The organism is Glutamicibacter sp. NPDC087344 (genome assembly GCF_044744225.1).
In the GTDB taxonomy this organism is placed as follows: domain Bacteria; phylum Actinomycetota; class Actinomycetes; order Actinomycetales; family Micrococcaceae; genus Glutamicibacter.
In genome coordinates, this window is the sequence record NZ_JBIUXY010000001.1 from 163,545 (window position 1) to 190,358 (window position 26,814).

The window sequence follows — 26,814 nt, forward strand, 5'->3', positions numbered from 1 at the left end:
AAAGTAACGAAGTCACGTTTCAAATACGATATTGCCTGCAGTCCCGCTTCATAATGGTTCTATGAGTCTGAATTTCACCCCATGGCAACGAACAGCACACGGCGCGAATCTACTGGATCCGTCAGGCCTGCCTCGGGTGACAATCTTCGAAGAAATCACCGGGCTAGCCAACAAACACAATGCCCTAAACCTTGGACAAGGGTTCCCAGATACTGAAGGACCGGAGGTCATCCGCCAAATTGCGCTCGATGCGATTTCGAATGGTGCCAATCAGTACGCACCCGGCTCGGGAATCCCGGTACTGCGCAAGGCAATCGCCGACCACCAATCGCGGTTCTACAACATTGAACTCGATGCAGATGCACAGGTTGTCGTGACGACCGGCGCTACCGAAGCGATCTCAGCCGCAGTTTTGGCCTTCGTTGAACCAGGCGATGAAGTTGTCACATTTGAACCTTATTACGACTCATACGCGGCCATGATTGGCCTTGTTCATGCTGAACACAAAGTGGTGCAGTTGAATGCCCCCGACTTTCAGCCAGATTTATCTCAGCTTCACGAGGTGATCACCGACAAGACTCGGATGATCATCTTGAACAATCCTCACAATCCAACCGGATCGGTCTTTGGAATCGATGTCCTTAAAGAGATTGTCGAATTAGCCCACAGGCATGACTGTCTCATAGTTTCTGACGAAGTCTACGAACATCTGACGTTCGGCGCGACCCATACCCCAATCGCCACACTTCCTGGGGGCTTCGAACGCACCATCACCATCTCTTCAGCCGGGAAGTCCTTCTCCTTCACCGGGTGGAAGGTGGGCTGGGCCACCGGACCCGAACAACTCATCACCGCTCTTCGGACCGTTAAGCAGTTTCTGACCTACTCGTCCGGTCCGGCTTTCCAACCAGCAGTTGCACAGGCCTTGAAGTTGCCGGATGATTTTTTCCACCAGTTCGCGGCCTCACTCGGCCATACCGGAAGACTTCTTGCCGACGGACTTGAAAAATCAGGCATTCCCGTCTATCGGCCTCAGGGAACTTACTTCCTGGTGGCGGATGCCAGTAAGTTGGGTTATTCAGACGCCACGGATCTGGCTCGTCTCATGCCTGAACGTCTCGGAGTAGCTGCCATACCGATGTCAGTTTTCGCGCATCCGCAGAACCGGGATGCTTATGGATCACTTCTGCGTTTCGCATTCTGCAAAAAAGAAGAGGTCATTGTCGAAGCAGTTGGACGTCTCAGCGGATTTATGGAGCTGGCAAAGTGAGTGGCCCCGTGCTGAAACGCTGGTTGGGATTCGTACAAGAGCACGCCACCATTTACGACGACGACCTTGTTCAGGGAGCCAAGATTTTGGCCATCGGCGGCGCCGAACAGTCCCATGTGAACTTGTCTCATCCTGACGAAGTTTTTTATGAATACCTCGCTCGTGTCGCCAACCATCTCACAGTGCTCAAGGATCCAGAAACACCACTAAAAATGCTCCACCTTGGTGCAGGGGCGTTGACCCTTGCACGATGGGCCAGCGTGGTTTACCCCTCGAGCACCCATGTGGCCGTAGACATTGAACGGGAACTCCTTGAGTTCGTTCTAACAAACCTCCCACTTCCGCAAAACTGCTCTCTGACCACCATCGTGGCGGATGCTCGTGAAGTGCTCAATAACAAACTAGCAGGGCAAAAATTTGATGTGATCATCGTAGACATCTTTAGTGGACCCGAAGCACCAGAACATCTGACAGTTCCCGAATATTATTCGGAGCTGGCCAATGCACTCGAGGATGACGGACTACTGTTCGTGAACATTGGTGATGACCCGCCGTTGAGTTTTACCGACCGTCAGGTGACGGCCGCACAACAAAGCTTTAGCTTTGTCATGTTGAGTTCTTCCCCGGAAATATTTACCCGAAGATTCCCGGGCAACTTGATCCTCACCGCCTCGAAATCACGAATTGACGGCACCAGCATCGAGCAATGCCAAGCAGCGGGGCCATTCCCATCCGAGATCAGACACTCAACGGGACTCGACCGGTTCGGCAAACCATAGGATCGTCTCGCCGTATTTCTTGTCTGCAAACAGTTTCAGGCCTTCAGGCCATACAGGTTCCGGAGAACGGCTGGAGCGTTCAACAACGACTGTGGCATCATCAGCAAGCACCCTGGCAAGCTTCAACAAGGTTGTTTCCAGTTCGGTCTCAGTTAACGGATACGGCGGATCTAGAAAAACTACGTCGAAGGTCTTTCGTGCGGCGAGAGTGGATTCATCGAAATAATTCTCAAGTACCGAATCGACGGTTCCACGCTGTACGGAAGCGACAGTACTTTTTAGAACCTTGTTGACGATTCCAGCGTTCAACTGGCAGACCGCCACTGCCTTGGGTGCCTTCTCCACGAGCGTCACCTGGCGTGCTCCCCTGCTGGCGGCCTCCAACCCCAAAGCACCAGATCCAGCAAAGAGGTCCAATACACGTGCACCGTGCAGGATGTCCCAGCTCTCTAGGCGCGAAAAAAGCGCCTCTTTAACTCGGTCGGTTGTAGGACGGGTGGCATCCCCCGGAACTGACTTCAACGGGTTGCCACCGGCCGCCCCGGCAATGATTCGACTCATCGGTTCTTGCAGCTTTCGTTTAGTTCTTGTTTAGAAATTCACGGGTGGACTCGTCAACCCAGTTCTTGGCCGCGTTGAGAAGCAACGGATAGCTCTCACGCCAATCGGGTAAGGTCATCAATACCTTGACGTCATCCCGGGCTTTTTCGATTAATGAGCGGTCCCTGATAATACTCAGTTCACGCAGGGTAGATTGACTGCCTGACTGCTGAACACCGAGAATGTTTCCTTCCTTGCGTTCAGCAAGGTCAGCTTCGGCTAATTCAAAACCATCGATCGTCGACTCGATGACTCTCAGCCTATTTACCGAGGGGTGGCTCGCGTCTAACCATGTCGACAACAAACATGTTCCGGGAAGACCGCCACGCCCTACACGACCGCGCAACTGATGCAGCTGGGATATGCCGAATCGTTCTGCGTCCATGATGACCATCAAGGTGGCATTGTGAACATCCACGCCCACTTCGATCACGGTGGTCGAGACCAGAACATCAATCTGTCCCGCCGCGAATTCATCCATCACCTCTTGCTTGTCGACGGAGTCTAACTGCGAATGCAGCCCCTGGATACGAATGCCTTCAAACTCAGGCAAGCCTTGCAACAGTTCAAGCATTTTTTCGACACTCATGGACTGCCCCGTCGTGTCCTCGTAGCTGGCCAGTAAAACTCCTTGCTCACCGGCCGAGTCACTAATCCGTGGACAAACGACATAGACCTGATGGCCTTTGCCAACCTCCTCACGAATTCGAGAGTACAGTCTGTTCCTGTAACCCGTAAGCTGCATCGGCACGATGTGGGTTGAGATTGGCGCCCTGCCTACAGGTAGTCGCTTGATTGTCGAGGTATCCAAGTCGCCGAAGACCGTCATGGCCACAGTGCGGGGAATTGGGGTTGCCGTCATCACCAGGGTATGGGGTACCGAGTCGTTGGCCTTGGCCCGCAGTGCGTCACGTTGTTCAACACCAAAGCGGTGCTGTTCATCGATCACCACCAGTCCTAGTTCCGCGAATCGCACATGGTCGCTCAACAGTGCGTGGGTGCCCACAACAAGTCCGGTCTCGCCACTGGCGATACCGAGGAGAGCTTCGCGCCGTTGAGCAGTTTTTGCGGATCCCGTCAGCAAAGCGACTCCGGTGCCCTCACCCTCGCCAAAGAGTCCCGGATCCGCCAGTGTTCCAAGCATTTTGGTGATCGAGGCATAGTGCTGTGCGGCAAGTACTTCGGTGGGAGCCAGCAGTGCTGCCTGACCTCCGGCATCGATCACTTGGAGGATGGCCCGCAAGGCTACAATCGTCTTACCGGAACCCACTTCACCCTGCAGCAATCGATGCATCGGATGGTTCAGCTCTAAATCTTGGCTGATTTCCTCGCCAACACGTTGCTGGTCTTCTGTCAGGACAAACGGTAGCTGGGCATCAAACTTGTCAGCGAGACCGCCACGATGCCGTCTTCTGGCCACCGAATGCTGGGTACCCAGTTGGCGATTTCGCTCTGCCAATGAAAGCTGCAGCAAAAACGCCTCTTCGAATGCGAAACGTTGACGCGAAACGTAAGCGAATTTCACCTCGCGAGGGAAATGTCGATTGAGGTATGCCTGATGTCGCAAAGGATAGTGATGCGCATCGAGGAGTTGTGCTGGGAGGAATTCGGGGAGGTTTTCTTCCGTGATCTGGTCTAGAAGAAGAGCCATCAAATCTCGGATCTTCTTGTTAGGCATCTTGGCAGAGGCTGGATAAATCGGGATTGGTTTCGGATCTGCCTGAGACGCTTCGTCCAAAATCGCATAGTCCGGTTGATTCAGCTGGAGATGATCCTGATACCAACCTACTTTGCCGCTGAACATGGCAACCGTGCCCACCAACAAGTCTGTACGTGCTTGGTAACCGTTGAAAAACGTCATTTTCAGTTCTTGGCCGGCATCACCCAATTCGTCACTTACCGTGACTTCAAAGATGAAACCTTTGCGTGAGTGCATCTGCCGTTGGCTGATGTTCACCACCTGGGCGACCACCGTGACATGCTCGTCGAAAGGAAGTTCGGAAATCGGGGTTAGCTGCCCGACCTCAACGTATCGCCGCGGAAAATGGTGCAAAAACTCGCCGACAGTACCGTAGCCGAAAGCCTTTTCAAGTGCCGAAGCATTCTTGGCACCGAGCACGGACGCAAGTTCCAGGCCCTCGAATCCTTGATCCGTTGACTCAGCCGTCATGAATGCAAAGATCGGTGACGCTGATATTTACTGGGTTGCCCTGCGTGCGAATCAGATCAAGCGCAGCCTCGGAATCCGCCACGTGAACGTGCACCCTCCAACGATAGGTATCCTCATCAATCTGGTTCACAGGCGACATGATCACGGAATCGCCCAGTGCGTCCAACTGGCCACGCAAGGTGGCCGCACCCAATGCGTTCAAGGTGACGGTGCACATCACCTCAACACCCTCAGCTACTTCGGCATCAAAATGAACGTGCGGGTCTTGCACACTGTAGCCACTGAAACGTTCATAGTCTTCAAAATCGGTATGTTCATTGCGAATGGCAGCGCAAAGCTCGTCGATAATAACTAGCATGCCCACCGCCCCGGCATCCACCACACCGGCCTTGACGAGGCTAGGGAGTTCGCTTTCGGTTCCCTTGACGGCCAAGCGCGCGGCCTGGGTCATCTGCGTCAACAGGGTATCAAGAGCCGCGCGGCTATCTCGGTCCACCTTCAGATGCATCAAGGTTGAAGCCGCCGCCAGAGCCAATGCGTTGATGACCGAAAGCATGGTGCCTTCAACAGGTTCGCTCAGCGCAGACCACGAACGGACCTTGGCCCGCTCAAGGCCCAAGGCAAGTAGTGGCGCGGTCAATCGTTCCTGACCCTGCCACGGCTCACTGAGCCCGCTGAGGAATACGGCCAACAAAGTCCCCGAGTTGCCGCGCGCCGACTCCATGGCGGCGCGTGCGGCAACTTCCAGGAAACCACCAATGTCGTCACTTTCCAGTTTGCTGACCGCATCATGGCCAGCACGCGCGGTAAGGTACAGGTTGCTCCCAGTATCTCCGTCGGCCACAGGAAAGATGTTGATGGCATTGAGCCGGTCTGAATGATTGCCCAGGCTCTTGACACTGCGCGCCAGCCAATGACGAATAGCGCGAACCGACGTATCAAGTTTCTGGGTCGTCATAAATTGTTATTCCTTCAACGCCTACTGGGACAAATCGGTAGATGCTACGAATTCATCAACCGTGTCGTTCTGGAGTGCTTCACCAAACTTGTTAATCGTATCCATATCTGGGATGACAATCGACTGTCCATCGGCTGAACGGCCAGGTCCGTTGTTCGGCAGGGTGAAAAATTCCATATCGCTGGTGCTGACATTGATCATCGATGAAGCAATTTCAACAACCTTGCCGGCATCTAGCGTGTCATCAACTGCAACGAACGGCGCAAACTCCGAAACAACATCTTGGATCTTCAGCGGATTCGTTAATGTCTCCTTGGACAGGATCTGTCCGAGAAGAGCCTTGACGAACAACTGCTGATTCTTCACACGGCGGTAGTCGCTGCCCCCAGCCCCAGTGAAGGCCTTACGCTCACGAACAAAAGCTAGCGCTTCCTCGCCGTTAAGCTTCTGCTCTCCTTCAGGGAAGTAGAAGCTCTTGTTGTGTACTGGACGGAATGCAATGGGGTTGTTAACAGTTACACCACCCACGGCGTCGGTGAGGCCTTTGAAGCCTTCAAAGTCAACGGAAGCCACGTGATTGATTCGCACCCCGAAAAGCCCTTCAAGGGTTTCAACGGCCTTCGCTACACCACCGCTGGCAAAAGCTCGGTTGATTTTCGCTTCGCCAATTCCTGGAAGATCAAGCCACGTATCGCGCATGATGGACGTAACGTAAACACCTGAACGGTCAGATGGAATATGTACGAGCATCATCGTGTCCGAACGGCCACCATTCGGAAGAGTGGCGAAATCTTCACCCTGCTCGTCCTCGTCTCGCTCTGCACGGGTATCACTACCCAGCAGCAGAATGTTCAACGCATCCTCAGATTCCTTCTTGACCTCCGGACGAGTTTCTTCCGCAGGGAAGGCGTTCTCCAGCTTCTGGCTGTTGTCATTGAATGTACGTCCGAGGTTCCATGCGTAGCCACCAGCAACAAGTGCCGCAATAACCACCAACGACAGAACGCTCAGAAGGACTACCCGACCGGTGCGCTTCTTTTTCTTGGCACGCGAACGTGTAGGTTGTTCTTCGAATGACATATGCTACCTTTCACAGTTTCAACTCAAACCATCTTATCTATCAGAATGGCACGGTACCCTTGGAACGTGTCCAAAATCAGCTTGAACCCGGAACCGTCACCAAAACTTAATCGAAAATTTGGCCGAACTGTGTCCCTGGTCGCATTAATCTCGTTAGTCGCACCAACTCTTGCATCTTGTACGTCGATCGCATCGGTTGATGCCGCAGCAGACGCAGCCAATCCATTGTGTGCAGAAATGATGGTAGTTCTTCCCGAAGTTGTTGGGGATGCCGAGCGTCGGCAAACCTCATCGCAGGCTACCTCCGCATGGGGCGATCCTTCCCAGCTGGTGCTGCGCTGCGGTGTCGAGGTCCCCGGACCGACCACCGATCCCTGCGTGTCCGTCAACAATGTTGATTGGATCGCGCACGAGGGCGAGAACGGTATTTGGACGCTGACAACCTACGGGCGCACACCTGCAACGGAGATCGTCATGGATCCGCAGGTCATCCCGTCGAGCACGGTGCTTGCGACACTATCTGACGCCGCTTCACGGATACCCGCCGAGAAAAAATGTGTCAGTATCCAAAAGGACGAAACACTCTAGCGTTCCTCCACGGATTACCGAAACATCAAACTAAACAAGCGTCGGGCAACTTTTCCGCTAATGGAAAGTTGCCCGACGCTTGTTTGTACCATTCTCAAGTTAGCGCAAGCCGATCTTCCGTTCGGAAGCCAGGGCAATGAGCTCATCAATGAGCTCCCGATACTCGATCCCCGTCTTAGCCCACATTTGCGGGTACATGCTGGAAGGAGTGAATCCGGGCATGGTGTTGATTTCGTTGATAATCCACTCACCTTCTGGTGTGTAGAAGAAATCAACACGCGAAAGACCTTCCGCATCAATTGCATCAAATGCCTTGACTGCCAGTTCGCGGATCTGCGCCGTGGCTTCGTCGCTGAGATCAGCGGGGCAGCTTAATTGCGCGGCTGCTCCGTCTACATATTTGGCTTCGAAGTCATAGAAGGTGTGCCCGTTAGCTGCGACTGCGATTTCTCCTGGCAGCGATGCGCGCGAATGGGATGAACCGCGGCCTTCGAGGACACCGCATTCAATTTCACGGCCGACAATCCCCTGCTCGACGATGACTTTGGGATCTTCACGGCGTGCAACCTCAATGGCCGCCCGCAGGTCCGAGGGAACATCCACCTTGGTGATACCAACCGATGAACCGGCGCGGGCCGGCTTAACGAACAAGGGGTAATTTAACGAATCGCAACGTTGCAGGGCAGCTTCGCTGTCTCGCAACCACTGTTTGTTGGTGATGACTTCATAGGGGCCAACCGTGAAGCCCGCGTTGGCGAAGACGACTTTCATAAAGTGTTTGTCCATGCCCATGGCGCTCGCGGCGATCCCCGAACCAACGTAGGAAACACCGGCCATTTCCAGCATTCCCTGGATCGAACCGTCTTCCCCGAAAGGGCCGTGCAGCAGTGGGAACACGACATCAATTTCACCGAGTTCCGAAACTATCGATTTCGACAAAGACATCAGAGAAGTTTTGTTCGGGTCGGTCGACAGCTGCACGGGATTCTCGACATCTGAGATTTCCGGAAGACTTCCAGTATTCAGGGCCCAGTCCTGCGGGTCTTCGGTCAGCAAGGTCCATTCGCCCTGACGCGTAATACCTACCGGCACAACCTCAAAACGATCTCTATCGATTGCGTGCATGACTCCAGCCGCCGTCACACAAGATACCGAATGCTCGGAAGAGCGGCCACCAAACAAGAGCAGAACCCGTGGTTTGCGTTCAGTCATTACTGCAGTTCTCCTTCAGACTTCAGTTCGCGAGCCAGCAGACGCTGCGCCATGTTTTCAACACTCAGCGTTCCTTCGAGCACCATCACCACGGCCTCGGTAATAGGCATCTCAACATCAAACGATCTGGACAGGTCAAACACCGCGCGTGCAGACTTGATGCCTTCGGCGGTTTGGGACATGCGGTCATTAACCTCGTCGAGGAAAAGCCCCTGGCCCAAGAGCCGTCCAGCAGTGTTATTTCGTGAGAGTGAGGACGAGCAAGTGGCCACCAGGTCACCCAAACCGGAGAGTCCCGCCAAGGTGTCCAGTCGCCCACCTAAGGCCAAAACTAGGCGAGTAGTTTCGGCAAGGCCCCGGGTGATGACGGTGGATTTGGTATTATCCCCCATGCCCATGCCATCACACATGCCGACGGCTAACGCGATAATGTTTTTCACGATGCCACCGAGTTCCACACCCAACACGTCATCGTTGGTGTAGGGACGGAAATATGGGGCCGAACAAAGCTGGGCGATCCAGTTCGCCGTTGGCTCATCCGTGCACGCCACCACCGAGGCAGTTGGTTGTTCACGGGCAATTTCCATCGCCAGGTTTGGGCCGGACAATACGGCGATCTGGTGGTCGGGAAGAGCTGCAACTTCCGCGATGACCTGACTCATCCGCAGGTCTGTACCGCGCTCAAGACCCTTCATCAACGAAAGAACCACAGCGCCTGGCTCTAGGTATTCTCTAAATCCCTGCAGTTCTGCACGCAGAGACTGTGCTGGTATTGCCAGAACAACTAGGTCGGCACCGCTAAGAACTTCTTGGCGGTTTGAAGACGCAGTGATGTTCAAAGGAAGCTTCGTCTCGCGCAGGTAACGCGAGTTCGTATGTCGTCCGTTGATCTCTTGAGCGGCATCTTCCCGGCGCGCCCAAATTTGAACCGAAATCTCGTGCTCGGCCACGGCGTCTGCCATCACCTTTGCGAAAGTTGTTCCCCAACTTCCGGCACCCATGACGGCGATTTTGCGTGGTAAAGGCTTGGTCACGATTCTTCTTTCGACGTTTTTGACGTGTCTGGATTTTCAAAGCTGCGGCCTGTTCGCGCCTGGCCGTGCTCACTTGGATCCCAAAGCTTATGTGGCGGCTCTTCACCACGGATCTCCGCCTGGAGTCCCGTGATTGAAGCCATAATACGGTCAGTTGCCTCTTCCAGAACCTTGCGGGTTCGTGGACCATGACGCAAGTCGTCAAGATCCACTGGCTGGCCAACCGAAACGGTCACATGCTTTCGGGGAAACAGGTACATTTTTTTCGAATACCGAGGCAACAGTTCTTGGTCACCCCAATGAGCCATGGGAATTACCGGTGCACCCGTCTGCAATGCCAAACGAGCTGCCCCAGTACGGCCGACCATTGGCCACAAGTTGGGATCACGCGTTAAGGTGCCTTCCGGGTAAATCACCACGACTCCCCCGGCATCCAAAACTTTTTTGGAAGCCTTCAGGGAGTCCCCCGCACCCGCAGCGCTTCGCGCCACTGGGATTTGTCCGGTTTCCCTCAGGATCCACCCGAGTACAGGCGGCTTGAACAGGGATTCTTTGGCCATCCAGCGCGGCAGGCGGCCATTGCTGTAGACCGCATGTCCAACAACTAGCGGATCGATCTCGGTCAAATGATTAGGGCATAGGATATATCCACCTTGCGGAAGGTTCTCGAAACCTTTCCACGTTTTCCCCATCAAAGAATTCATGAGCGGGCGGACAATATTTCCCAGAACGTTAAAAACGATCTTGGTACGTGTGCTCTCGCCGGGTGCCTGAATCTTAACCACGGACCGGTATCCTCTATTCGCTCAGTTCAACATTGGCGCCAAGCGCAATGAGCTTGTCCATGAAGTGCTCGTAGCCACGATTGATAAGTTCAATACCGGTGACCTTGCTTGTGCCTTCTGCAGCCAGCGCTGCGATCAAGTGCGAGAATCCACCACGCAGGTCTGGAACGTCAATCTCCGCCCCAACCAACTTTGCGGGGCCAACCACCACGGCGGAGTGCTTGAAGTTTCTGTGTTCAAATCGGCACGGTGTGGATCCAAGGCAGTCTGTATGCACCTGAACGGTGGAACCCATACGAACCAGCGCGTCGGTGAATCCGAAACGGTTTTCATACACCGTTTCATGGATGACGGAAACACCTTTGGCCTGGGTCAAAGCAACTACCAGCGGTTGCTGCCAGTCGGTCATGAAGCCCGGGTGCACATCCGTTTCGAGGATCAGTGGGTTCAGGTCGCCACCTGGGTGGTAGAAACGGATGCCGTTTGATTTAACTTCAAATTCCCCACCGATCTGGCGGTAGACGTGGAGGAAAGCGGTTAAATCGCGCTGCTGAGCGTCTTCGACAAAGATGTCACCGCGGGTGACCAATGCGGCGGATGCCCACGAAGCTGCTTCGTTGCGGTCGGGAAGAGCTGTGTGTTCGTAGCCGTTCAGTTTGTCGACGCCCTGAATGCGAATCACACGGTCTCGGTGCACCGAAATGATTGCACCCATCTTTTGAAGCAGTGAAATGAGATCCAAGATTTCAGGTTCAATGGCAGCATTGCTGACTTCGGTGACACCCTTTGCCCGGACCGCAGACAGCAGCACCTGCTCGGTGGTACCAACGCTTGGGTATTTGAGGTTCAGCTTTGCGCCCTTGAGGCCCAATGGTGCTGAAATACGGATGCCGTCGGTTGCCTTGTCCACGACGGCTCCGAATTCACGAAGCACTTCGAGGTGGAAATCGATGGGGCGGTCACCAATGCGGCAGCCACCCAAGTCTGGAATAAAGGCTTCACCGAGTGAATGGATCAGCGGACCACAGAAAAGGATTGGGATGCGTGAGTCTCCGGCGTGGGCGTCAATTGCTTGATTGGACGCCGACTTCGCCTGGCTGGGATCCATCGTGAGGTCGCCGGTTTCCGGGTCTTGCTCAACCTTGACCCCGTGGATCTCCAGCAAGCTGCGAACAACGGTAACATCCTTGATCTCTGGCACGTTGCGCAGCACCGACGGCGTGTCGCCTAGCAGCGCAGCCACCATGGCCTTGGGAACCAGGTTCTTGGCTCCACCGACTCGTACGGTGCCCTCTAGTGGCACACCGCCATGGATCGTCAGGATCTTACCCATGTATGAAATACCTCATCGCGTAGTCGTTATTTCCTGCTTTAGCCTCTAAGCCTCAAACAAGCAGGACTAAGTAAGCATACCGCCTTAGCCAGCATGAAAAGGGACCGCTAGACGCGTGGCGCAGGGATTGTGAGCATGCTTTCAGCCTTTGATTCCGGGCAAACCTGTCTCCGACCGCGTAAACGTGAAACGGCTCGTTCGCATTCAGCACAATAGTTTGTGTTGAATGACAAACGAGCCGTCACAGGAGCCTCAGCTCAGCAGCATCAAGAATGAACTGCCAATGCTAATGAGTCCCCCTTAGTCTGCGAAACGCGCTGGAAGCGTTTTTGGTTTGTGAGAAGGGCGCAGGGCTTCAAACGCCGTAATGTCCTCTTCATGCTGGAGGGTCAGACCGATATCGTCCAGGCCTTCCATCAAACGCCACCGAGTGTAGTCGTCCACCTGGAACGGGGCTGAAATCGAGCCGCACTGTACCGTACGCGATTCAAGGTCTACGGTGACCTGGGTACCTGGGTTGTTTTCCAGCTCTTTCCAAATCAACTCGATGTCGCTCTGGGCCACCTCGGCGGCAACCAACCCCTGTTTGCCCGAGTTGCCGCGGAAAATGTCAGCAAAACGTGCTGAAATGACCGCTTTAAAACCGTAGTCTTTCAAAGCCCAGACTGCGTGTTCACGGGAAGATCCAGTTCCGAAGTCTGGCCCGGCAACCAGCACCGAGCCGGCGTTGAATGGCTCTTGGTTCAAGATGAAGTTCTCATCCCGACGCCAGCCGGCAAACAAGGCATCTTCGAAGCCAGTTCGAGTGATGCGCTTCAGATAAACAGCGGGAATGATCTGGTCAGTATCCACGTTGCTCTGACGCAGTGGTACACCGATTCCGGTGTGGCTAACAATCTTTTCCATGACGGTGATCCCTCCTAGACCGTTACCGAAGTGTTGATGAGATCGCTTGGCGAAGACAGGGTACCGCGGATGGCGGTTGCCGCGGCCACCAGCGGTGAGACGAGGTGGGTGCGCCCACCCTTGCCCTGACGTCCTTCAAAGTTGCGGTTAGAGGTCGAGGCGCAACGCTCTCCCTCAGCAAGCTGATCCGGGTTCATGCCAAGGCACATGGAGCATCCGGCGAATCGCCATTCCGCACCGAAATCTTTAAAGATCTGGTCAAGGCCTTCAGCCTCAGCTTCCAAACGGACCCGAGCTGATCCCGGGACAACAATCATACGAACGTTGGGATCTTTTTCTTTACCCTGAACAACAGCGGCCGCGGCGCGCAGGTCTTCCATACGCGAGTTCGTGCAGGACCCAAGGAAAACCGTGTCAACACGGATCTCCTTCATCGGGGTGCCACCGGTTAGCCCCATGTACTCCAGAGCGCGTTCGCAGGCCTTGCGATCATTTTCATCTTCAAAGTCTTCTGGGGTTGGAACCCTAGACGACAATGAGACACCCTGGCCCGGGTTCGTTCCCCAAGTGACAAATGGTTCCAATTCATCTGCATCCAGGAATACTTCCGAATCAAACCGAGCACCTTCATCTGAATGCAGTTGCTTCCAGTCTTCAACCGCAGCATCCCAGTCCTCACCCTGCGGTGCGTGAGGACGTCCATTAACGTAATCAAACGTGATCTGATCCGGTGCAATCATTCCGGCGCGAGCGCCAGCTTCGATTGACATGTTGCAGATGGTCATACGGGCATCCATGGACAACGCGCGGATGGCGGACCCACGGTATTCAAGTACGTATCCCTGGCCACCGCCGGTGCCGATCTTGGCAATTACCGCCAAGATGATATCTTTAGCGGTCACCCCTGGCTTCAAGGTGCCTTCAACGTTGATGGCCATGGTCTTGAATGGCTTCAGGCTCAGCGACTGAGTAGCCATCACATGTTCAACTTCAGACGTGCCGATACCAAAGGCCAAGGCACCAAAGGCACCATGGGTCGAGGTGTGGGAGTCGCCGCACACCACGGTCATACCCGGCTGGGTGAGCCCGAGCTGCGGGCCGACCACGTGGACGATACCCTGCTCTTTGTCACCGAGTGAATGCAACCGAACCCCAAACTCTTTGCAGTTCTCTCGCAAGGTGTTGATCTGGGTACGGCTGGTCAGATCAGCAATGGGCTTGTCGATATCCAGCGTGGGAGTGTTGTGATCTTCGGTGGCAATAGTCTGGTCCGGGCGACGCAACTGACGCCCAGCAAGCCGAAGACCTTCAAATGCCTGCGGTGAGGTGACCTCATGCAGCAGATGGAGATCAATATAAATCAGGTCCGGTTGGCGAGATTCGCCCTCACCGGTTCCACGGCGCACTACGTGTGCGTTCCAGACCTTCTCGGCCAGTGTCTGTGGCGACTGTGTGGTAGACATGCGACACACTCCTCAAGCTACGTACTTTTGATACTTCAACTGTGACACTTCACAGAATGACATTTCCAGTATGCGGACTTGAATCTCAAATACTGAGACGCAAGAATTGAGATATGACAACAGGTAGCGGTGTAGGTGTACTCGACAAAGCGGCCGCCATTCTCAATGCGTTAGAGAATGGCCCAACCACGCTTTCGCAGCTGGTGGAGCTGACACAGATATCCCGGCCCACCGTTCATCGAATCGCTCAATCACTCACGCACCACGGTTTTGTGGGGCGGGATATGCATGGACGATTCGAGCTGGGTAGTCGTCTTGTCGAGCTTGCCAGTGCTGCCGGCGAGGACCGTTTGGTGAGCGCAGCGGGTCCTGTACTGCTCAAGCTTCGAGATCAAACGGGTGAAAGCACCCAGGTCTTCCGTAAACAAGGTGACTTCCGCGTCTGCATTGCCAGTGCGGAACGCCCTGTCGGTTTGCGAGACACCATCCCGGTAGGAACTCAGCTGTCCATGAAAGCAGGCTCTGCTGCACAAGTTCTTTTAGCGTGGGAAGATAACGAACGCATGATTGACGGTCTGCATCATGCACGATTCACCCCAACCATTCTTGCCGGGGTTCGCCGGCGCGGATGGGCGCAATCTCTGGGAGAACGCGAACCCGGAGTTGCCTCAGTGTCCGCGCCTATCCGCGGACAATCCGGTCGAGTGATCGCCGCGTTATCCATGTCAGGACCTATTGAACGTCTGACACGTCAGCCGGGCAAGATTTTTCACGAAGTTGTTGTTGCCGCGGCGAACGAACTATCAGATCTCCTCAGGGTTCAGTCTGACCGTCCAGGAAGCTTAGGCTAGCCGGGGTCTAACGGTCCGCGGCTACCGGAAAATGGTCAAAACCTCGCGATCCGTTAACGATGTGCCCATCAACTTTAACGAGGGCACGGCGCCCAGCTTGAGCACTGATTTCACCTATCACGGTGAATTCCTCGGGGATGTTGACGTCTTGCGGGAAGGTCGCCAACAGTCCAAAGTCTTCCCCGCCGTCCAAGATCCATGACATTGGATCAATACCCAGCAAGGTGGCGGCAGGATCTAGACGCGAAGCAAATTTTTTCAGTACCGCGGACTTCAGATTGACGTTAACGGCGCTGGCCTTTGCCAATCGTGATGCATCACGAATCAGCCCATCTGAGATGTCCAACATTGCACTGGCACCGGCCTGCGCTGCCCGTGGGCCCGATTCAAGAGGTGGCGTCGGCTTGCACTGGGAATCAGCGATTCGTGCCACCGAGCGGTTCCAGTTCTCCCACTGTTTGTCACTGTCGAGTATCGCCAGGCCGGCTCCTGCAGATCCCACGCGGCCAGCTATTGCAAGACGGTCGCCAGGCTTGGCACCGTTTCTGAGGATCTTTCCGAATTCACACTCACCGAAGACCGTTGTAGTCACAGATATCTCCGAGGCCTTTCCCAGGTCCCCGCCGATGATCGATAGACGCTGAGCGCCAAGCCCTTCAACGGCCGCCGAGACTCCCTTGGCGAAGTCCCTGACCCACTGAATAGTTGTGTTTTGAGGCAAAGACAATGAAATGACAGCACCGGTGGGAACGCCGCCCATTGCATTAATATCGGAAACGTTCTGGGCAATTGACTTCCAGCCAATGTCAAAAGCCTTGTGTTCAAAACCACTGCCCCAGACGAGTCGAAAGTCTTGATTTTGAACGAGCGTATCAACTGACACAATGACTTCAGCACCCGAAACAGCGAGGGCTCCGGCATCATCACCCGGTCCGAGCGCCGCCTTGCTGGAGTCCAGCAACGGCAAGATAACATCAAGAATTCCTTGCTCGCCTAGGTCGCCAACCGTCGGGAGCTTTTTCACTGGGTGATTCGTCACGGAATATTAATCGGCTTTCTTCGCGGCCTGATAGATAAGGCCCGCATAGCTATTGAATTGATCCACTTGCGCGGCGACGGGATCCACAATGATCTCACGGACTACTCCCGCGACCGAGCGTTCGAGGTTTCGTTGAATGCGCTTTCTTTTCATCTTAGCGACCATTCGATTGAGAAATGAACCTGAGATGCCAAGAACGATACCAAAGAGTAACCCAGTGGCGAGCATCAAGGTAGGAACTGCAATTCCCTCGACTCTTGGCGGTGCGGGCAGGTTGATTTGCAGGTATCCCGCGAACGCTAGAGCTCCAAGCCAAAGCGCTCCACCCAACGCAACGACAATAGATAACCATTGAAGGAAACGCGTCAGTGGCCACCACCAAGATTTTTGTTCGGCGGCAAGGTCTGTCGTGGCAATTGCTTGATCAATATCTTGTTCCAGGCTTCCCATTCGGTGAGATACCTGGGATCTCAACGCATCGGACCAGCCGTCGGGCATTTCGTCCGAGGCCAAGCCGACATACTTGTTAGTCGCCTGTTTAACGCTTGCGGACTGGGCCACAGACAGCGCGGGCCGTGAGGTCATCACTAGCTCGGGTTGATCGTGGTTTCGCCCAAGATTCATTCGTTTCAGCGGGTCTCTGCGGAATCGAAGCAACCAGCTGGTCAGTGGCCAGCCGGTATGGTTTGCGGCGCGCAGCAGGTAGGAGGTCTCAGCGGCTTCAGAGATCAGGCGCACACCGTGGGCAGCAGCAATTTTTTCTTCAAGTTCAGCTTGTTCCAATTTGCCGGGGACTCTCGCTCCACTGGCATCCAGTTCGGAGGCCAGCTGATGTATCACTTGATCCACATCGGCTTTAAGCCGACGAATCGACAGTGCCTTGTTTTCGGACACTTTCGCAATCTTGTGACGCAAGGCATCAAGTCCTTCGCCGGTCTGGGCAGAAGCCAACAGGATCTCCAGATCTTTGAACCCGTCAAGGCCGAGAATTGTGTTCAAAGACTTCTGGATTTCTCGACGGCTTGGTTGATCAACAAGATCGATCTGATTCAGCACCACCAGCACATTGCCTTCATAGGATCCCAGCGCATCCAGAAACCCTTGGTGGATCGACGCATCGGCATATTTCTGCGGGTCAAGAATCCAGAGCAAGACGTCGACTTGCCCCGCAAGGCGGTCAACAATGACATGGTGCTCAACAGCCGTTGAATCCATATCGGGAAGATCCAAGAGGATGAGCCCCCCGCTGTCAATTTTGCCGAGTGAATTATTGCCGGAGCCAGAGCCGGAATCAATGATGTGCCGGCCATCCACTTCTAGCCAATCAAGCAACTCTGCAGAGCCTTCTGCTTGCCAAATGGCAGCGACAGTTTTTGTGGTTGTTGGTCGGATCACGCCCGTGCGAGCGAGCGGGGCTCCAACCAACTCGTTAAAGAGGCTGGACTTTCCCGATCCCGTAGCTCCGAACAGTCCCACAACCACATGTTCGGCGGAAAGACGCCGTCTGTCTGCGGCGTGGGAGACAACGTTTGCAGCGAAGTTCACGGTTTCCGGGTCAAGGTACGGTTCAGCAATTTCCATTGCCTCAGTGATGGCCTCAATCTGCGAATTGAGATGTGAATGCGCCCTGAGAACTTTGCGTTCACTCATTCGTTACGCCCTTTCCGCCCTGGGAACGAATAAACTCGGCAAGCGATTGCACCTCATCAGGTTGTTGATGGTGTCTGATGGCCATCCGGTACGGTTCCGCGTTGCTTTCAATGAGCGCTCGCGCTCGTTCTTCAAGCATGCCATTGGCTTTAGTAGCCATCCGCCGGACGGCATCTTCTCCAAAGATGGCTTCCAATAACTTTTGACCAATGACCGCTGAGCCGCCGGCAATTCCAAGTTCCAAACCAGTCAAGCCAGCTGTGGAAGCGAAAACAACAATCATGAGAATGACCGCTATGCCATTGACTCCAAATGCGGCCATGCGCGCGGTTTTCCGTTTGCCTGCCCCTTCTTCGCGGATCATGGACAGGACGTCTTTTTGCCATTCCCGCACGGCAGTACTTGCTTGGACGTCCAGGTCTTCGGAAGGACGCGGCGCTGGGAGTTCACTTCGAAGCTCCAACCCGATGGGAGTATTCCTCCAGCTCCGGTCAAGATCTTGAACCGCCGAGGTAATTTCTGCGACAAAAATCGAATGCAGGCCGGCCTGGATGGCTTCCTCAACCCGATGGCTTGATGGTGGCTTGCCCGAAAAAAATGAACCTATACGATCCCGGATGCGTCCAACACGACCCTCTAGCCCGCGCAGCAGCTCACCGGCACCCACAAAATCCTGCCAGCGAGCCAAGATTTCGCCGCGGAGCAACGACCCATCTTTTAGCGCGAGCTTCACCTCGTCCATCGCGCCGTCGAATCGTTGATCAACTGCCAGCATCAGCTCGTTTAGCTGAACTTCCTGATCTTGAACCTCCGCGTAGAGTTCATTCACGTCAGCGAGTGTCCGTTTGAGTGCACCGTCCAAGGTCTGCGCTGCAATCCGCCGGCGTTCTTTTGCGTCTCCAGCCAGGGAAATCAACCAATTCGAAATCGGATCAACAAGCTCTGGTACTAATAGTCTGTCCTGCCCCAAGACGGTCTCATGAATGACATGTACAGCAGAGGATCCGAGGTTTCTCTCAGCTAGCAAACGCTCCAAATCAGGCAAGATTTCAACTTCGGCACCGGCAGGGACTCGATTGAGCACGATGTTGACCGTAATGTCCCGTGCTCCAGCTTCCGTGAGTAAGTCCCAAGGCAACGCGTCTGCATACCGGTTGGCCGTCGTGACGAAAAGCCACAGGTCGGCTGCGTTGAGTAGTTGAACGGCCAGTGCTCGATTCTCATCTGAGATAGAGTCAACGTCAGGAGCGTCAATCATAGCGATCCCTTGAGGGATCTTTGGGTGTGGAGCAAGCTGCACTGCTGGTTCAGTGGATAGTGCTCCGTCAGTTTTGACGCCGGAGAATTTTAAGCGCTTGAGCGCGGTGAGAATTCGTTGACTCGCAAACCACGATTCATCTGCCGGATTATAGGCAAGGACCGGCATACGAGTCGTTGGCCGCACAGCGCCAGATGGGCTTATGGTCTCGCCCAGCAGCGAATTCACCAGCGTAGATTTTCCTGCACCAGTGGATCCGCCGACGACGATCAGCAGTGGCGCATGCAGATTTTCCACCCGGGCAAGAATGTAGTCCGTAATCTGATGAAGACTCTTTTTCCTCAGCTGCTCACTTGGTAGTGTCGGCTGCGATTTTGCTTGGAGAAATTTAAGCCGTTCCAGAGACGAGCTAAGTGCAGCGAGGTGTTTGATGGTCTGCACAGCATAATCTGATCCGTCAGGTGCAGCTGCACCACCTGCAGCAAGGGACTCCGGTTTTGCCTCCATGTGACCATCTTGCCCTATGACAGGAGGTAATTTGAAACACATCGACAGATTTGGGTTGATATACAACAAGCCACAGATTTATCTGTGGCTTGTTTGGTGACCCCAACGGGATTCGAACCCGTGTTGCCGCCGTGAGAGGGCGGAGTACTAGGCCGCTATACGATGGGGCCGTATATTCCCTTGCGGGAGGCCTGCGAAGAATGCTTGGTGACCCCAACGGGATTCGAACCCGTGTTGCCGCCGTGAGAGGGCGGAGTACTAGGCCGCTATACGATGGGGCCGTATGCCAAGAATTTCTTCTTAGCTCATCAAATTTCTTTGATGAAGCGCTGGGATACCAGGACTCGAACCTAGAATGACGGAACCAGAAACCGTTGTGTTGCCAATTACACCATATCCCACTATGACTTGGACGTTCAGACTAAATTGATATTTCAATTCAGTCTGATCGCTTCAGCACGAGATTTAACTATACCGACGTTCAAGGATCAAGACAAATCGACGCTCGCCTCAGGCGGAAAAGCGAAATCTACCCGAATCAGTGCGGATTAACTCCGCCAGATCCCACAGGTTTCGAATTCGAAGGCCTGAGAAGTCCTCATGGATTCCGCCCCTATCTACAAGGACCGCGAGCAGTCCCGCATTTTTCGCGCCTACGTAATCGTTAACGCGGTTATCCCCCACGTAGAGGGTCCGCTCCGGAGAACTTCCAAGCTGTGCACATCCGGCAAGAAACGGTGCTGCGTTTGGCTTGGGCGCTCCAGCGGTATCCGAACCAATGACAATTTTGATTTCGGATAACCCTGCAACTTCTAGTTTGGTGCGCTGATACGATTCGATGTTATTGCTCACTGCGCCGAACGGAACTCCCATCTCTCGGAGTTCGGCAAGGTGCGGAAGAACGTCCTCAAATGGGCGCCAGTGGCTGCGCACATCGCCTTCATATATTGATGCCCAGGAGATGTATGCCTCGCCCCGTGGTGGTTCCGCATTTACCAAGGCATAGGCATGCTGCAGTCGGACTTCACGCTGTTCTAAAAACGTAAGCTCCCCGGCCATGTAACGTTCGTAGGCTCCGGCTTGATCATCCGCAAAAGCGAGCGCAACCCGACGATGCGTGGTGGCATCCAGTTCGCCAAGGTCTTGACGGGTATTCTTCTCAAATGCTTCAATGGCCGCTGAATGCAGATCTACTAGGGTGTCGTCGATGTCAAAAAGGACACCCTGGATGGATTCAATGGCTGAACCATCCAGGGTGTTGTGCGTTTCACTCACGAAAATTGAGCCTCGAACTACTGAGTGGCGCCAAAGGCACGAAGACGATTAAGGCTCGATTCGCGACCTAAGATTTCCATAGATTCGAATAGCGGTGGCGAGACACGCTTGCCGGAAACTGCTACGCGGGCAGGCCCAAAGGCCTGGCGTGGTTTCAGTTCCATCTGCTCCACTAACTTATCTCGCAGGGCATTCTGGATCTCTTCAGCGTTCCAGTCCTGCACACCCTCAAGTGCCTCGAGAGAAGCACTGACAACCTCTTCGAGGTTCGCAGGCATACCCTTGAGTGCCTTTTCCTCCACAACGATTTCATCATCGTTCTTGAAGAGGAACTCAAGCATCTCCGCCGCCTCACCCAGAAGGGTGATGCGCTCCTGCACCAGCGGAGCCGCCTGATCCAGAATGTCGTTTTCGCGCTCGCTCAGCTCGGTGCCAACGAGGCCTGCGGCCTGCAGGTATGGCACCAAACGATTACGGAAGTCAGTTGGCTCCAACATCCGCACGTGGGTGCCGTTGATGGCCTCGGCCTTCTTGACATCAAAACGCGCCGGGTTTGAGAGTACGTCGGTCACGTCAAAGGCTTTGACCAATTCATCGCTGCTGAAGATGTCCTGGTCCGCGCTCAGCGACCATCCCAGCAGTGCGAGATAGTTCAGCAGGCCCTCGGGGATGAAACCGCGGTCCCGGTGCAAGAATAGGCTTGATTCAGGATCTCGTTTGGAGAGCTTTTTGTTGCCCTGACCCATGACGTACGGGAGGTGCCCGAAGCGTGGCATGTACTGTGCAACACCGATGTCATGCAGCAACGCGTAGAGGACAATCTGGCGCGGAGTGGAAGACAGAAGATCTTCACCACGAAGAACGTGAGTCACACCCATCAGTGCGTCATCAACTGGGTTCACCAAGGTGTACAGCGGCTGGCCATTGGCCCGAACAACCACGTAGTCCGGAATGGTTCCAGGCTTAAAGGTAATTTCCCCACGAACCAAGTCGGTAAAGGTGAGGTCTTCGTCCGGCATCCGCACACGCAATACAGGTTCACGGCCTTCAGCCTTGAACGCTGCGATCTGCTCTTCTGTCAGCTCGCGGTCAAAGTTGTCGTATCCCAGTTTTGGATCACGGCCGGCGGCCTTATGGCGTTCCTCAACTTCTTCTGGTGTCGAGTACGACTCGTATACGTGGCCAGCGGAACGCAATTTAGCGATCACGTCCTGGTAAATATCACCGCGCTGCGACTGGCGGTAGGGCACATGCGGGCCCCCGACATTGACGCCTTCGTCCCAATCGATACCCAACCAGTCCAGGGCATCAAGCACCTGGTTGAAGCTTTCCTCGGAATCACGCTTCGCGTCGGTGTCTTCGATGCGGAAAATCAGCTTGCCACCAGTATGGCGGGCGTAGGCCCAGTTGAAGAGGGCCGTACGGATCAGGCCGACGTGAGGAGTGCCAGTAGGCGATGGGCAGAATCGGACGCGAACGGGAGTGCCTTCGGTCACGGGAGGTATCAGCGAAAGATCAGTCATGATAGTTCCTATTCTATGCCTTCAGCTCATCGAGGCTGACGCTTAATGCGAAGGCTCCCGGTCACATTCTGAGACCGGGAGCCAGTGCGGTGCCACCAAAGTGATGATGGCAAGTTGGTGGCTTTTCAAGTTTCTTTGAAAAACCACATTTACTCAAATCGTATTACCGACGGAAAACCGATCGCAACAAACCCAGACCGTCAAGCTCGATTTCCACAACATCACCCGCTTCGACCAGACCAACACCGGCAGGGGTGCCGGTCATGATCACATCCCCCGGCAGCAAGGTGAAAGCTTCAGAAGCTCGTGCTACGAGTTCTGCGACAGGCCAGATCAGGTCTTGCGTGGAGCCGTCTTGCTTCATGTCCCCGTTAACTCGGGTGATGATCCCGATATCATCCGGGTCTTCGAGTTCCGTTTCAATCCATGGTCCCAGCGGGCAAGACCCGTCAAAACCCTTGGCGCGAGCCCACTGGGGGTCGGACCGCTGTGCGTCCCTCGCGGTGAGATCATTGGCGATGGTGTATCCGAAAATCACATCATTGACCTTCTCCGCCGGAACGTCTTTGCAAATGCGACCAATCACCACTGCCAGCTCCCCCTCAAAGGAGACTTCCTGCGAAAACGCAGGAAGGGTCACTGGTTCACCGTGGCCAACAACCGAGGTATTGGGCTTGAGGAACATTATGGGCTCGGGTGGGACCTCGTTGCCAAGCTCCTTGGCATGCTCACGATAGGTGCGCCCGAAACCAATAACTTTTGAGCGAGGAATGATCGGCGCTACGAGGCGGACATCGTCCAGTTGGTGCACAGCGCCGGTGGTCTTAATACCTTGGAAGAATGGGTCTCCAGCCAAGACATGAACATTTTCACCATCAACGACGCCATACAGTGGGTCACCATCAACTACAAATCGAGCAATACGCATGTAAGAACCTTATCGTGACGTGTGTACAGGGATAAACTCTGCCGACGAGCTACTCACCACGGATGAATTCGTTCAGCTCTTGATCACTCATCGTCCCAAATTCACGGTCGGGAAAACCTGTTGGATTCTGGCTCTGCCAGCGCCACATGTCCCCTACCATTTGCTCAAGCCCGCGTTCGGCTTTCCAGCCAAGATCAAGCCGCGCTTTTTCCGGATCGGCATAGTTCTCCGCCACGTCCCCTGCCCGCCGGTCGGTGATTTGATAGGGAACCGGGCGCTTCGATACCCGGGCGAATGCATCAATAACTTCCAGCACACTGGAACCAGCCCCTGTTCCCAGATTCCAGACATGTGCACCCTTTGAGCCCTGCAGGTAGTTGAGGGCGGCTAGGTGGCCCGCAGCAAGGTCAACAACGTGAATGTAGTCGCGAACACCGGTGCCGTCCACCGTAGGGTAGTCGCCACCGAAGACGCTGACCTTTTCCCTGACTCCCACTGCGACTTGAGCTACAAATGGCATGAGATTGTTGGGAATACCTTGTGGGTCTTCTCCAATGTCACCAGATTCGTGGGCGCCAACCGGGTTGAAGTATCTCAGGTTTGCGATTGCCCACCGAGGATCAGAAGCCGCCAACTCCTCCAACATTTCTTCAATATGCAGCTTGGTTCGCCCGTATGGATTCGTGGCACTGCGCGGGGTTGTTTCGAGCAGTGGCAACGCCGTTGATTCCCCATACACTGTGGCCGACGAGCTGAACACCAAGGTCCGGCAGTCCACCGCTTCCATCGCCTCAAGCAAGTTCAAGGTGCCTGTGACGTTGTTACGGTAATAGCGCAGTGGTTGAGCAACCGACTCTCCGACAGCTTTGAGACCTGCAAAATGAATAACTGCGTCCGGTCGCAAAGATTCAAACACGTTTTTCAGCGCAGGTGCATCAAGCAGGTCAATGTTGTAGAGTTCAGGCGACTTCCCCACCAAGTTCGCCACGCGGCGCAATGACTCCGGTGATGAGTTGCTGAAGTTATCAATAACAGATACGCGATATCCGTCGGTTAGCAAGTGAGCTACCGTGTGCGAGCCAATGAAACCGGCACCGCCCGTGACCAAAACATGCATACAAATTTCCTCAGTTCAAAACGAATTGCCTGTGCAAACAACGTTGCACAGGCAATTCTACTAATCAAGTCTAAAAACTAGGCCAAACGCTCCAGCCAATTGTGGCGGTCCTCGATCGTTCCACGCTGGATCCCGAGTAATTCTTCACGAATAGACATGGTGACCTCACCAGCCTTGGCGTTTTCGTCACCAATGAGCTCGGTACCGTTTTTCAGGACACCGATTGGTGTGATCACTGCCGCGGTTCCGCAGGCGAAAACCTCGGTGATGTCTCCGCTAGCGATTCCTTCACGCCACTCGTCAAGGGTGATACGACGCTCTTCAACCTCGATACCGCGGTCTTTAGCCAGCTGAATCACGGATGAACGTGTCACACCTTCTAGGATTGTGCCGGTGAGTGCGGGAGTCACAAGTTTGTTGTTTTTGGTCACAAAGAACACGTTCATTCCGCCAAGCTCTTCAACCGCGTTGTCATTAAACGGATCAAGGAACAAAACCTGCTTGCACCCGTTGTCTTCGGCTTCAAGCTGAGCAACTAATGACGCCGCGTAGTTGCCGCCGCACTTTGCCGAACCCGTTCCGCCACGACCAGCGCGTGCATAGTTCTGGGACACCCAGATGGCTACTGGCTTGAGTTCACCGCCAAAGTAGTTGCCGGCAGGTGAAGCAATCACGCGGTAGGAAACTTCGCGTGCAGCACGGACACCCAAGAAAGCCTCGGTGGCGATCATGAATGGACGCAGGTAAAGCGCTTCACCGTCACCGGTTGGAACCCAGTCGACGTCGGTCGCTACGAGCCGGCGCAACGATTCAACGAATGCTTCCTCATCTAGCTGCGGAAGGGCCAGACGCGCGGCCGACTTGTTGAGACGAGCTGCATTAGCATGAGGGCGGAAGGTCCATACCGATCCGTCTTCGTGGCGGTATGCCTTCAGACCTTCAAAGATCTCCTGTCCATAGTGGAGGACAGAGGCTGCCGGATCCATGGCAATGGGACCATAAGGTTCGATACGGGCATCGTGCCAGGTTCCGCCGTGACCTTCACCGTTGGCCGACCAGTCAATGACTGCAGTGTGGTCGGTGAAGAAGTCGCCGAAACCTGGGTTGGCAAGGACCTCAGCGCGGTCTTCAGCGCTCTTGCGGTTCGTTGAGAGATTCTCGGTGAATTCCATCTAACTTTGGACTTCCTAATTCTTATACGAGCAACGGGTGTCCCACCAAGCTGCAGAACACCCGTTTGTGGATTAGTTGCCGGTTAGGCTCTAACCGGAAACTTCCCTTTTAGCTTATGCCAGTAGGGCTACAATTGCATCGCCAATTTCACTGGTGGTGCGATGATCGGTCAATTCCTGACGTGAAGTGATCTCTTTTTCAACAGCACGCTCAACAGCCTTCGCCAAATCTGACAGGCCCAGGTGATCCAGCATCAACGCAACGGACAGGATTGCCGCCGTTGGATCAGCCTTCTGCTGTCCCGCGATATCCGGAGCGGATCCGTGCACAGGTTCAAACATCGACGGGTAGGTACGCGTCATGTTGATGTTGCCACTAGCCGACAGTCCGATACCACCGGTGATTGCTCCAGCTTGGTCAGTCAAAATATCACCGAACAGGTTATCGGTGACAATGACGTCAAAACGGGATGGGTCGGTAGTCAGGAAGATGGTGGCTGCATCAACGTGAAGGTAGTCGTGACTCACTTCTGGGAAGTCCGCGGCAACAGCCTCTACCGTGCGGCGCCACAAGTGGCCTGCATGGACCAAAACATTGTGTTTGTGAACCAAGGTCACATGTTTACGTTCGCGGCGTGAAGCGCGGGAGAAGGCATCCCGGACAACTCGTTCCACGCCAAAAGCCGTGTTAATGGATACCTCGGTGGCGATCTCATGTGGAGTTCCGGTGCGAACCGATCCGCCATTGCCGACGTACGGTCCCTCAGTACCTTCACGAACAACGATAAAGTCGATGTCTCCCGGATTAGCTAACGGGCTTTCAATTCCCGGGTAGAGCTTCGAAGGACGCAGGTTTACAAAGTGATCCAGTGAGAAGCGCAGTTTGAGCAGCATTTCGCGCTCAATCAACCCCGAAGGGATTCGGGTATCACCCGGCGCAGCGCCAACGGCGCCGAACAAGATTGCGTCATGCTTCTTAAGTTTCTCGAGGGTCTCTTCCGGCAAAGTTTCGCCCGTTTCAAGCCAGTGCTCAGCACCCAACTTGTAGTTGGTCAGGTTGACCTTGTTCTCGCCACCGTTGGTGACAAAGTTCAATACCTTGACCGCTTCGGCAACAACTTCCGGGCCAATGCCATCTCCAGGGATGACTGCAATCTCATAAACGTTTCCCATGACACCAAGACTATCGAATCGAGTCCAACATGTGAGAGCTCGTCTCAAATAATGAGAAAAGCTGGATTTTCGGCAGGTAAAGCTCAGACCGCAGGATGAGGTTGATCAATACGGAAACTACTAAACTTAGACACGTTGCACCG

General features: G+C 54.5%; 23 protein-coding genes and 3 tRNA genes. 4 read left to right on the plus strand and 22 right to left on the minus strand.

What is annotated here, in order from left to right; genetic code table 11:
• Nucleotides 1-61 precede the first annotated feature (61 nt).
• Complete coding sequence (locus tag ACIOWL_RS00775; protein ID WP_400380448.1) at nucleotides 62-1,270, plus strand: aminotransferase class I/II-fold pyridoxal phosphate-dependent enzyme; 1,209 nt, start codon at nucleotides 62-64, stop codon at nucleotides 1,268-1,270.
• Nucleotides 1,267-2,049: a spermidine synthase gene (locus ACIOWL_RS00780; RefSeq protein ID WP_400380451.1), complete on the plus strand. Its 783-nt coding sequence runs from the start codon at nucleotides 1,267-1,269 to the stop codon at nucleotides 2,047-2,049. The genes ACIOWL_RS00775 and ACIOWL_RS00780 overlap by 4 nt, the downstream gene beginning before the upstream one ends.
• Here the strand turns inward: ACIOWL_RS00780 and rsmD are convergent.
• Genes rsmD through ACIOWL_RS00800 form a run of 4 tightly spaced genes read right to left on the minus strand, consistent with a single transcriptional unit; the run spans nucleotide 2,017 to nucleotide 6,857 of the window.
• Nucleotides 2,017-2,610: a 16S rRNA (guanine(966)-N(2))-methyltransferase RsmD gene (gene rsmD, locus ACIOWL_RS00785; protein ID WP_400380453.1), complete on the minus strand. Its 594-nt coding sequence runs from the start codon at nucleotides 2,608-2,610 to the stop codon at nucleotides 2,017-2,019. The two genes, ACIOWL_RS00780 and rsmD, sit on opposite strands and share 33 nt — an antisense overlap.
• Before the next feature lie 19 nt (nucleotides 2,611-2,629).
• Nucleotides 2,630-4,819, minus strand: a complete 2,190-nt coding sequence (locus ACIOWL_RS00790) for an ATP-dependent DNA helicase RecG (RefSeq protein ID WP_400380456.1) — start codon at nucleotides 4,817-4,819, stop codon at nucleotides 2,630-2,632.
• Entirely contained in the window at nucleotides 4,809-5,777 is a 969-nt protein-coding gene (locus ACIOWL_RS00795) for a DAK2 domain-containing protein (protein WP_400380459.1), read from the minus strand. Before ACIOWL_RS00795 ends, ACIOWL_RS00790 begins: the two co-directional genes overlap by 11 nt.
• Nucleotides 5,778-5,798: 21 nt before the next feature.
• Nucleotides 5,799-6,857 carry an LCP family protein gene (locus ACIOWL_RS00800; RefSeq protein WP_400380462.1) on the minus strand — a complete coding sequence of 353 codons (1,059 nt, stop codon included), beginning with the start codon at nucleotides 6,855-6,857 and terminating at the stop codon, nucleotides 5,799-5,801.
• A 66-nt stretch (nucleotides 6,858-6,923) separates the two neighbouring features.
• Here ACIOWL_RS00800 and ACIOWL_RS00805 point away from each other — a divergent pair, with 66 nt between their 5' ends.
• Entirely contained in the window at nucleotides 6,924-7,445 is a 522-nt protein-coding gene (locus ACIOWL_RS00805) for a DUF3515 family protein (protein WP_400380464.1), read from the plus strand.
• Nucleotides 7,446-7,544: 99 nt separating this feature from the next.
• Here ACIOWL_RS00805 and ACIOWL_RS00810 read toward each other — a convergent pair whose 3' ends face one another.
• The 6 genes from ACIOWL_RS00810 to leuC all read right to left on the minus strand — a co-directional run bounded on the left by ACIOWL_RS00810 (nucleotide 7,545) and on the right by leuC (nucleotide 14,178).
• On the minus strand, nucleotides 7,545-8,657 hold the full coding sequence (locus ACIOWL_RS00810; RefSeq protein WP_400380467.1) for a D-alanine--D-alanine ligase family protein: 1,113 nt from the start codon (nucleotides 8,655-8,657) through the stop codon (nucleotides 7,545-7,547).
• Nucleotides 8,657-9,691 carry an NAD(P)H-dependent glycerol-3-phosphate dehydrogenase gene (locus ACIOWL_RS00815; protein ID WP_400380469.1) on the minus strand — a complete coding sequence of 345 codons (1,035 nt, stop codon included), beginning with the start codon at nucleotides 9,689-9,691 and terminating at the stop codon, nucleotides 8,657-8,659. The genes ACIOWL_RS00810 and ACIOWL_RS00815 overlap by 1 nt, the downstream gene beginning before the upstream one ends.
• Nucleotides 9,688-10,476 (minus strand): lysophospholipid acyltransferase family protein, encoded by a 789-nt coding sequence (locus ACIOWL_RS00820; RefSeq protein WP_400380471.1) that lies wholly within the window; start codon nucleotides 10,474-10,476, stop codon nucleotides 9,688-9,690. Before ACIOWL_RS00820 ends, ACIOWL_RS00815 begins: the two co-directional genes overlap by 4 nt.
• 13 nt (nucleotides 10,477-10,489) lie before the next feature.
• Nucleotides 10,490-11,809 (minus strand): UDP-N-acetylglucosamine 1-carboxyvinyltransferase, encoded by a 1,320-nt coding sequence (gene murA / locus ACIOWL_RS00825; protein WP_400380474.1) that lies wholly within the window; start codon nucleotides 11,807-11,809, stop codon nucleotides 10,490-10,492.
• A 300-nt stretch (nucleotides 11,810-12,109) separates the two neighbouring features.
• On the minus strand, nucleotides 12,110-12,715 hold the full coding sequence (gene leuD / locus ACIOWL_RS00830) for a 3-isopropylmalate dehydratase small subunit (RefSeq protein WP_400380476.1): 606 nt from the start codon (nucleotides 12,713-12,715) through the stop codon (nucleotides 12,110-12,112).
• A gap of 14 nt (nucleotides 12,716-12,729) precedes the next feature.
• A complete protein-coding gene (leuC, locus tag ACIOWL_RS00835; protein WP_400380479.1) occupies nucleotides 12,730-14,178 on the minus strand; it encodes a 3-isopropylmalate dehydratase large subunit in 1,449 nt (482 codons plus the stop codon).
• A 113-nt stretch (nucleotides 14,179-14,291) separates the two neighbouring features.
• Here leuC and ACIOWL_RS00840 point away from each other — a divergent pair, with 113 nt between their 5' ends.
• Nucleotides 14,292-15,029: an IclR family transcriptional regulator gene (locus tag ACIOWL_RS00840; RefSeq protein WP_400380481.1), complete on the plus strand. Its 738-nt coding sequence runs from the start codon at nucleotides 14,292-14,294 to the stop codon at nucleotides 15,027-15,029.
• 7 nt (nucleotides 15,030-15,036) lie between these two features.
• Here ACIOWL_RS00840 and thiL read toward each other — a convergent pair whose 3' ends face one another.
• The 12 genes from thiL to ACIOWL_RS00900 all read right to left on the minus strand — a co-directional run bounded on the left by thiL (nucleotide 15,037) and on the right by ACIOWL_RS00900 (nucleotide 26,671).
• Nucleotides 15,037-16,068 carry a thiamine-phosphate kinase gene (gene thiL, locus ACIOWL_RS00845; RefSeq protein ID WP_400380484.1) on the minus strand — a complete coding sequence of 344 codons (1,032 nt, stop codon included), beginning with the start codon at nucleotides 16,066-16,068 and terminating at the stop codon, nucleotides 15,037-15,039.
• A 6-nt stretch (nucleotides 16,069-16,074) separates the two neighbouring features.
• On the minus strand, nucleotides 16,075-17,718 hold the full coding sequence (locus ACIOWL_RS00850) for a GTPase (protein ID WP_400380486.1): 1,644 nt from the start codon (nucleotides 17,716-17,718) through the stop codon (nucleotides 16,075-16,077).
• Nucleotides 17,711-19,483 carry a dynamin family protein gene (locus ACIOWL_RS00855; protein WP_400380489.1) on the minus strand — a complete coding sequence of 591 codons (1,773 nt, stop codon included), beginning with the start codon at nucleotides 19,481-19,483 and terminating at the stop codon, nucleotides 17,711-17,713. Before ACIOWL_RS00855 ends, ACIOWL_RS00850 begins: the two co-directional genes overlap by 8 nt.
• A 94-nt stretch (nucleotides 19,484-19,577) precedes the next feature.
• Nucleotides 19,578-19,653 (minus strand) — tRNA-Glu (locus tag ACIOWL_RS00860).
• 35 nt (nucleotides 19,654-19,688) lie between these two features.
• A tRNA-Glu gene (locus ACIOWL_RS00865) sits at nucleotides 19,689-19,764 on the minus strand.
• Between the two features lie 48 nt (nucleotides 19,765-19,812).
• Nucleotides 19,813-19,884: transfer RNA gene (locus ACIOWL_RS00870), tRNA-Gln, on the minus strand.
• Between the two features lie 109 nt (nucleotides 19,885-19,993).
• Entirely contained in the window at nucleotides 19,994-20,758 is a 765-nt protein-coding gene (locus tag ACIOWL_RS00875) for an HAD family hydrolase (protein WP_400380491.1), read from the minus strand.
• 17 nt (nucleotides 20,759-20,775) lie between these two features.
• A complete protein-coding gene (gene gltX / locus ACIOWL_RS00880; protein WP_400380494.1) occupies nucleotides 20,776-22,281 on the minus strand; it encodes a glutamate--tRNA ligase in 1,506 nt (501 codons plus the stop codon).
• A gap of 163 nt (nucleotides 22,282-22,444) precedes the next feature.
• A complete protein-coding gene (locus ACIOWL_RS00885; RefSeq protein ID WP_400380496.1) occupies nucleotides 22,445-23,209 on the minus strand; it encodes a fumarylacetoacetate hydrolase family protein in 765 nt (254 codons plus the stop codon).
• Nucleotides 23,210-23,258: 49 nt separating this feature from the next.
• Entirely contained in the window at nucleotides 23,259-24,326 is a 1,068-nt protein-coding gene (galE, locus tag ACIOWL_RS00890; RefSeq protein ID WP_400380499.1) for a UDP-glucose 4-epimerase GalE, read from the minus strand.
• Nucleotides 24,327-24,403: 77 nt separating this feature from the next.
• Entirely contained in the window at nucleotides 24,404-25,498 is a 1,095-nt protein-coding gene (locus ACIOWL_RS00895; RefSeq protein WP_400380501.1) for a branched-chain amino acid aminotransferase, read from the minus strand.
• 114 nt (nucleotides 25,499-25,612) lie between these two features.
• On the minus strand, nucleotides 25,613-26,671 hold the full coding sequence (locus ACIOWL_RS00900) for a 3-isopropylmalate dehydrogenase (protein ID WP_400380504.1): 1,059 nt from the start codon (nucleotides 26,669-26,671) through the stop codon (nucleotides 25,613-25,615).
• Between the last annotated feature and the right edge of the window lie 143 nt (nucleotides 26,672-26,814).

Excerpts from the sequence above, each read along its gene's own strand:
- ACIOWL_RS00775 (WP_400380448.1), top strand. The coding sequence starts at position 62 with ATGAGTCTGAATTTCACCCCATGGCAACGAACAGCACACGGCGCGAAT.
- rsmD (WP_400380453.1), bottom strand. The coding sequence starts at position 2,610 with ATGAGTCGAATCATTGCCGGGGCGGCCGGTGGCAACCCGTTGAAGTCA.
- ACIOWL_RS00790 (WP_400380456.1), bottom strand. The coding sequence starts at position 4,819 with ATGACGGCTGAGTCAACGGATCAAGGATTCGAGGGCCTGGAACTTGCG.
- ACIOWL_RS00795 (WP_400380459.1), bottom strand. The coding sequence starts at position 5,777 with ATGACGACCCAGAAACTTGATACGTCGGTTCGCGCTATTCGTCATTGG.
- ACIOWL_RS00800 (WP_400380462.1), bottom strand. The coding sequence starts at position 6,857 with ATGTCATTCGAAGAACAACCTACACGTTCGCGTGCCAAGAAAAAGAAG.
- ACIOWL_RS00810 (WP_400380467.1), bottom strand. The coding sequence starts at position 8,657 with ATGACTGAACGCAAACCACGGGTTCTGCTCTTGTTTGGTGGCCGCTCT.
- murA (WP_400380474.1), bottom strand. The coding sequence starts at position 11,809 with ATGGGTAAGATCCTGACGATCCATGGCGGTGTGCCACTAGAGGGCACC.
- leuD (WP_400380476.1), bottom strand. The coding sequence starts at position 12,715 with ATGGAAAAGATTGTTAGCCACACCGGAATCGGTGTACCACTGCGTCAG.
- leuC (WP_400380479.1), bottom strand. The coding sequence starts at position 14,178 with ATGTCTACCACACAGTCGCCACAGACACTGGCCGAGAAGGTCTGGAAC.
- ACIOWL_RS00840 (WP_400380481.1), top strand. The coding sequence starts at position 14,292 with ATGACAACAGGTAGCGGTGTAGGTGTACTCGACAAAGCGGCCGCCATT.
- ACIOWL_RS00850 (WP_400380486.1), bottom strand. The coding sequence starts at position 17,718 with ATGAGTGAACGCAAAGTTCTCAGGGCGCATTCACATCTCAATTCGCAG.
- ACIOWL_RS00855 (WP_400380489.1), bottom strand. The coding sequence starts at position 19,483 with ATGGAGGCAAAACCGGAGTCCCTTGCTGCAGGTGGTGCAGCTGCACCT.
- gltX (WP_400380494.1), bottom strand. The coding sequence starts at position 22,281 with ATGACTGATCTTTCGCTGATACCTCCCGTGACCGAAGGCACTCCCGTT.
- ACIOWL_RS00885 (WP_400380496.1), bottom strand. The coding sequence starts at position 23,209 with ATGCGTATTGCTCGATTTGTAGTTGATGGTGACCCACTGTATGGCGTC.
- galE (WP_400380499.1), bottom strand. The coding sequence starts at position 24,326 with ATGCATGTTTTGGTCACGGGCGGTGCCGGTTTCATTGGCTCGCACACG.
- ACIOWL_RS00895 (WP_400380501.1), bottom strand. The coding sequence starts at position 25,498 with ATGGAATTCACCGAGAATCTCTCAACGAACCGCAAGAGCGCTGAAGAC.
- ACIOWL_RS00900 (WP_400380504.1), bottom strand. The coding sequence starts at position 26,671 with ATGGGAAACGTTTATGAGATTGCAGTCATCCCTGGAGATGGCATTGGC.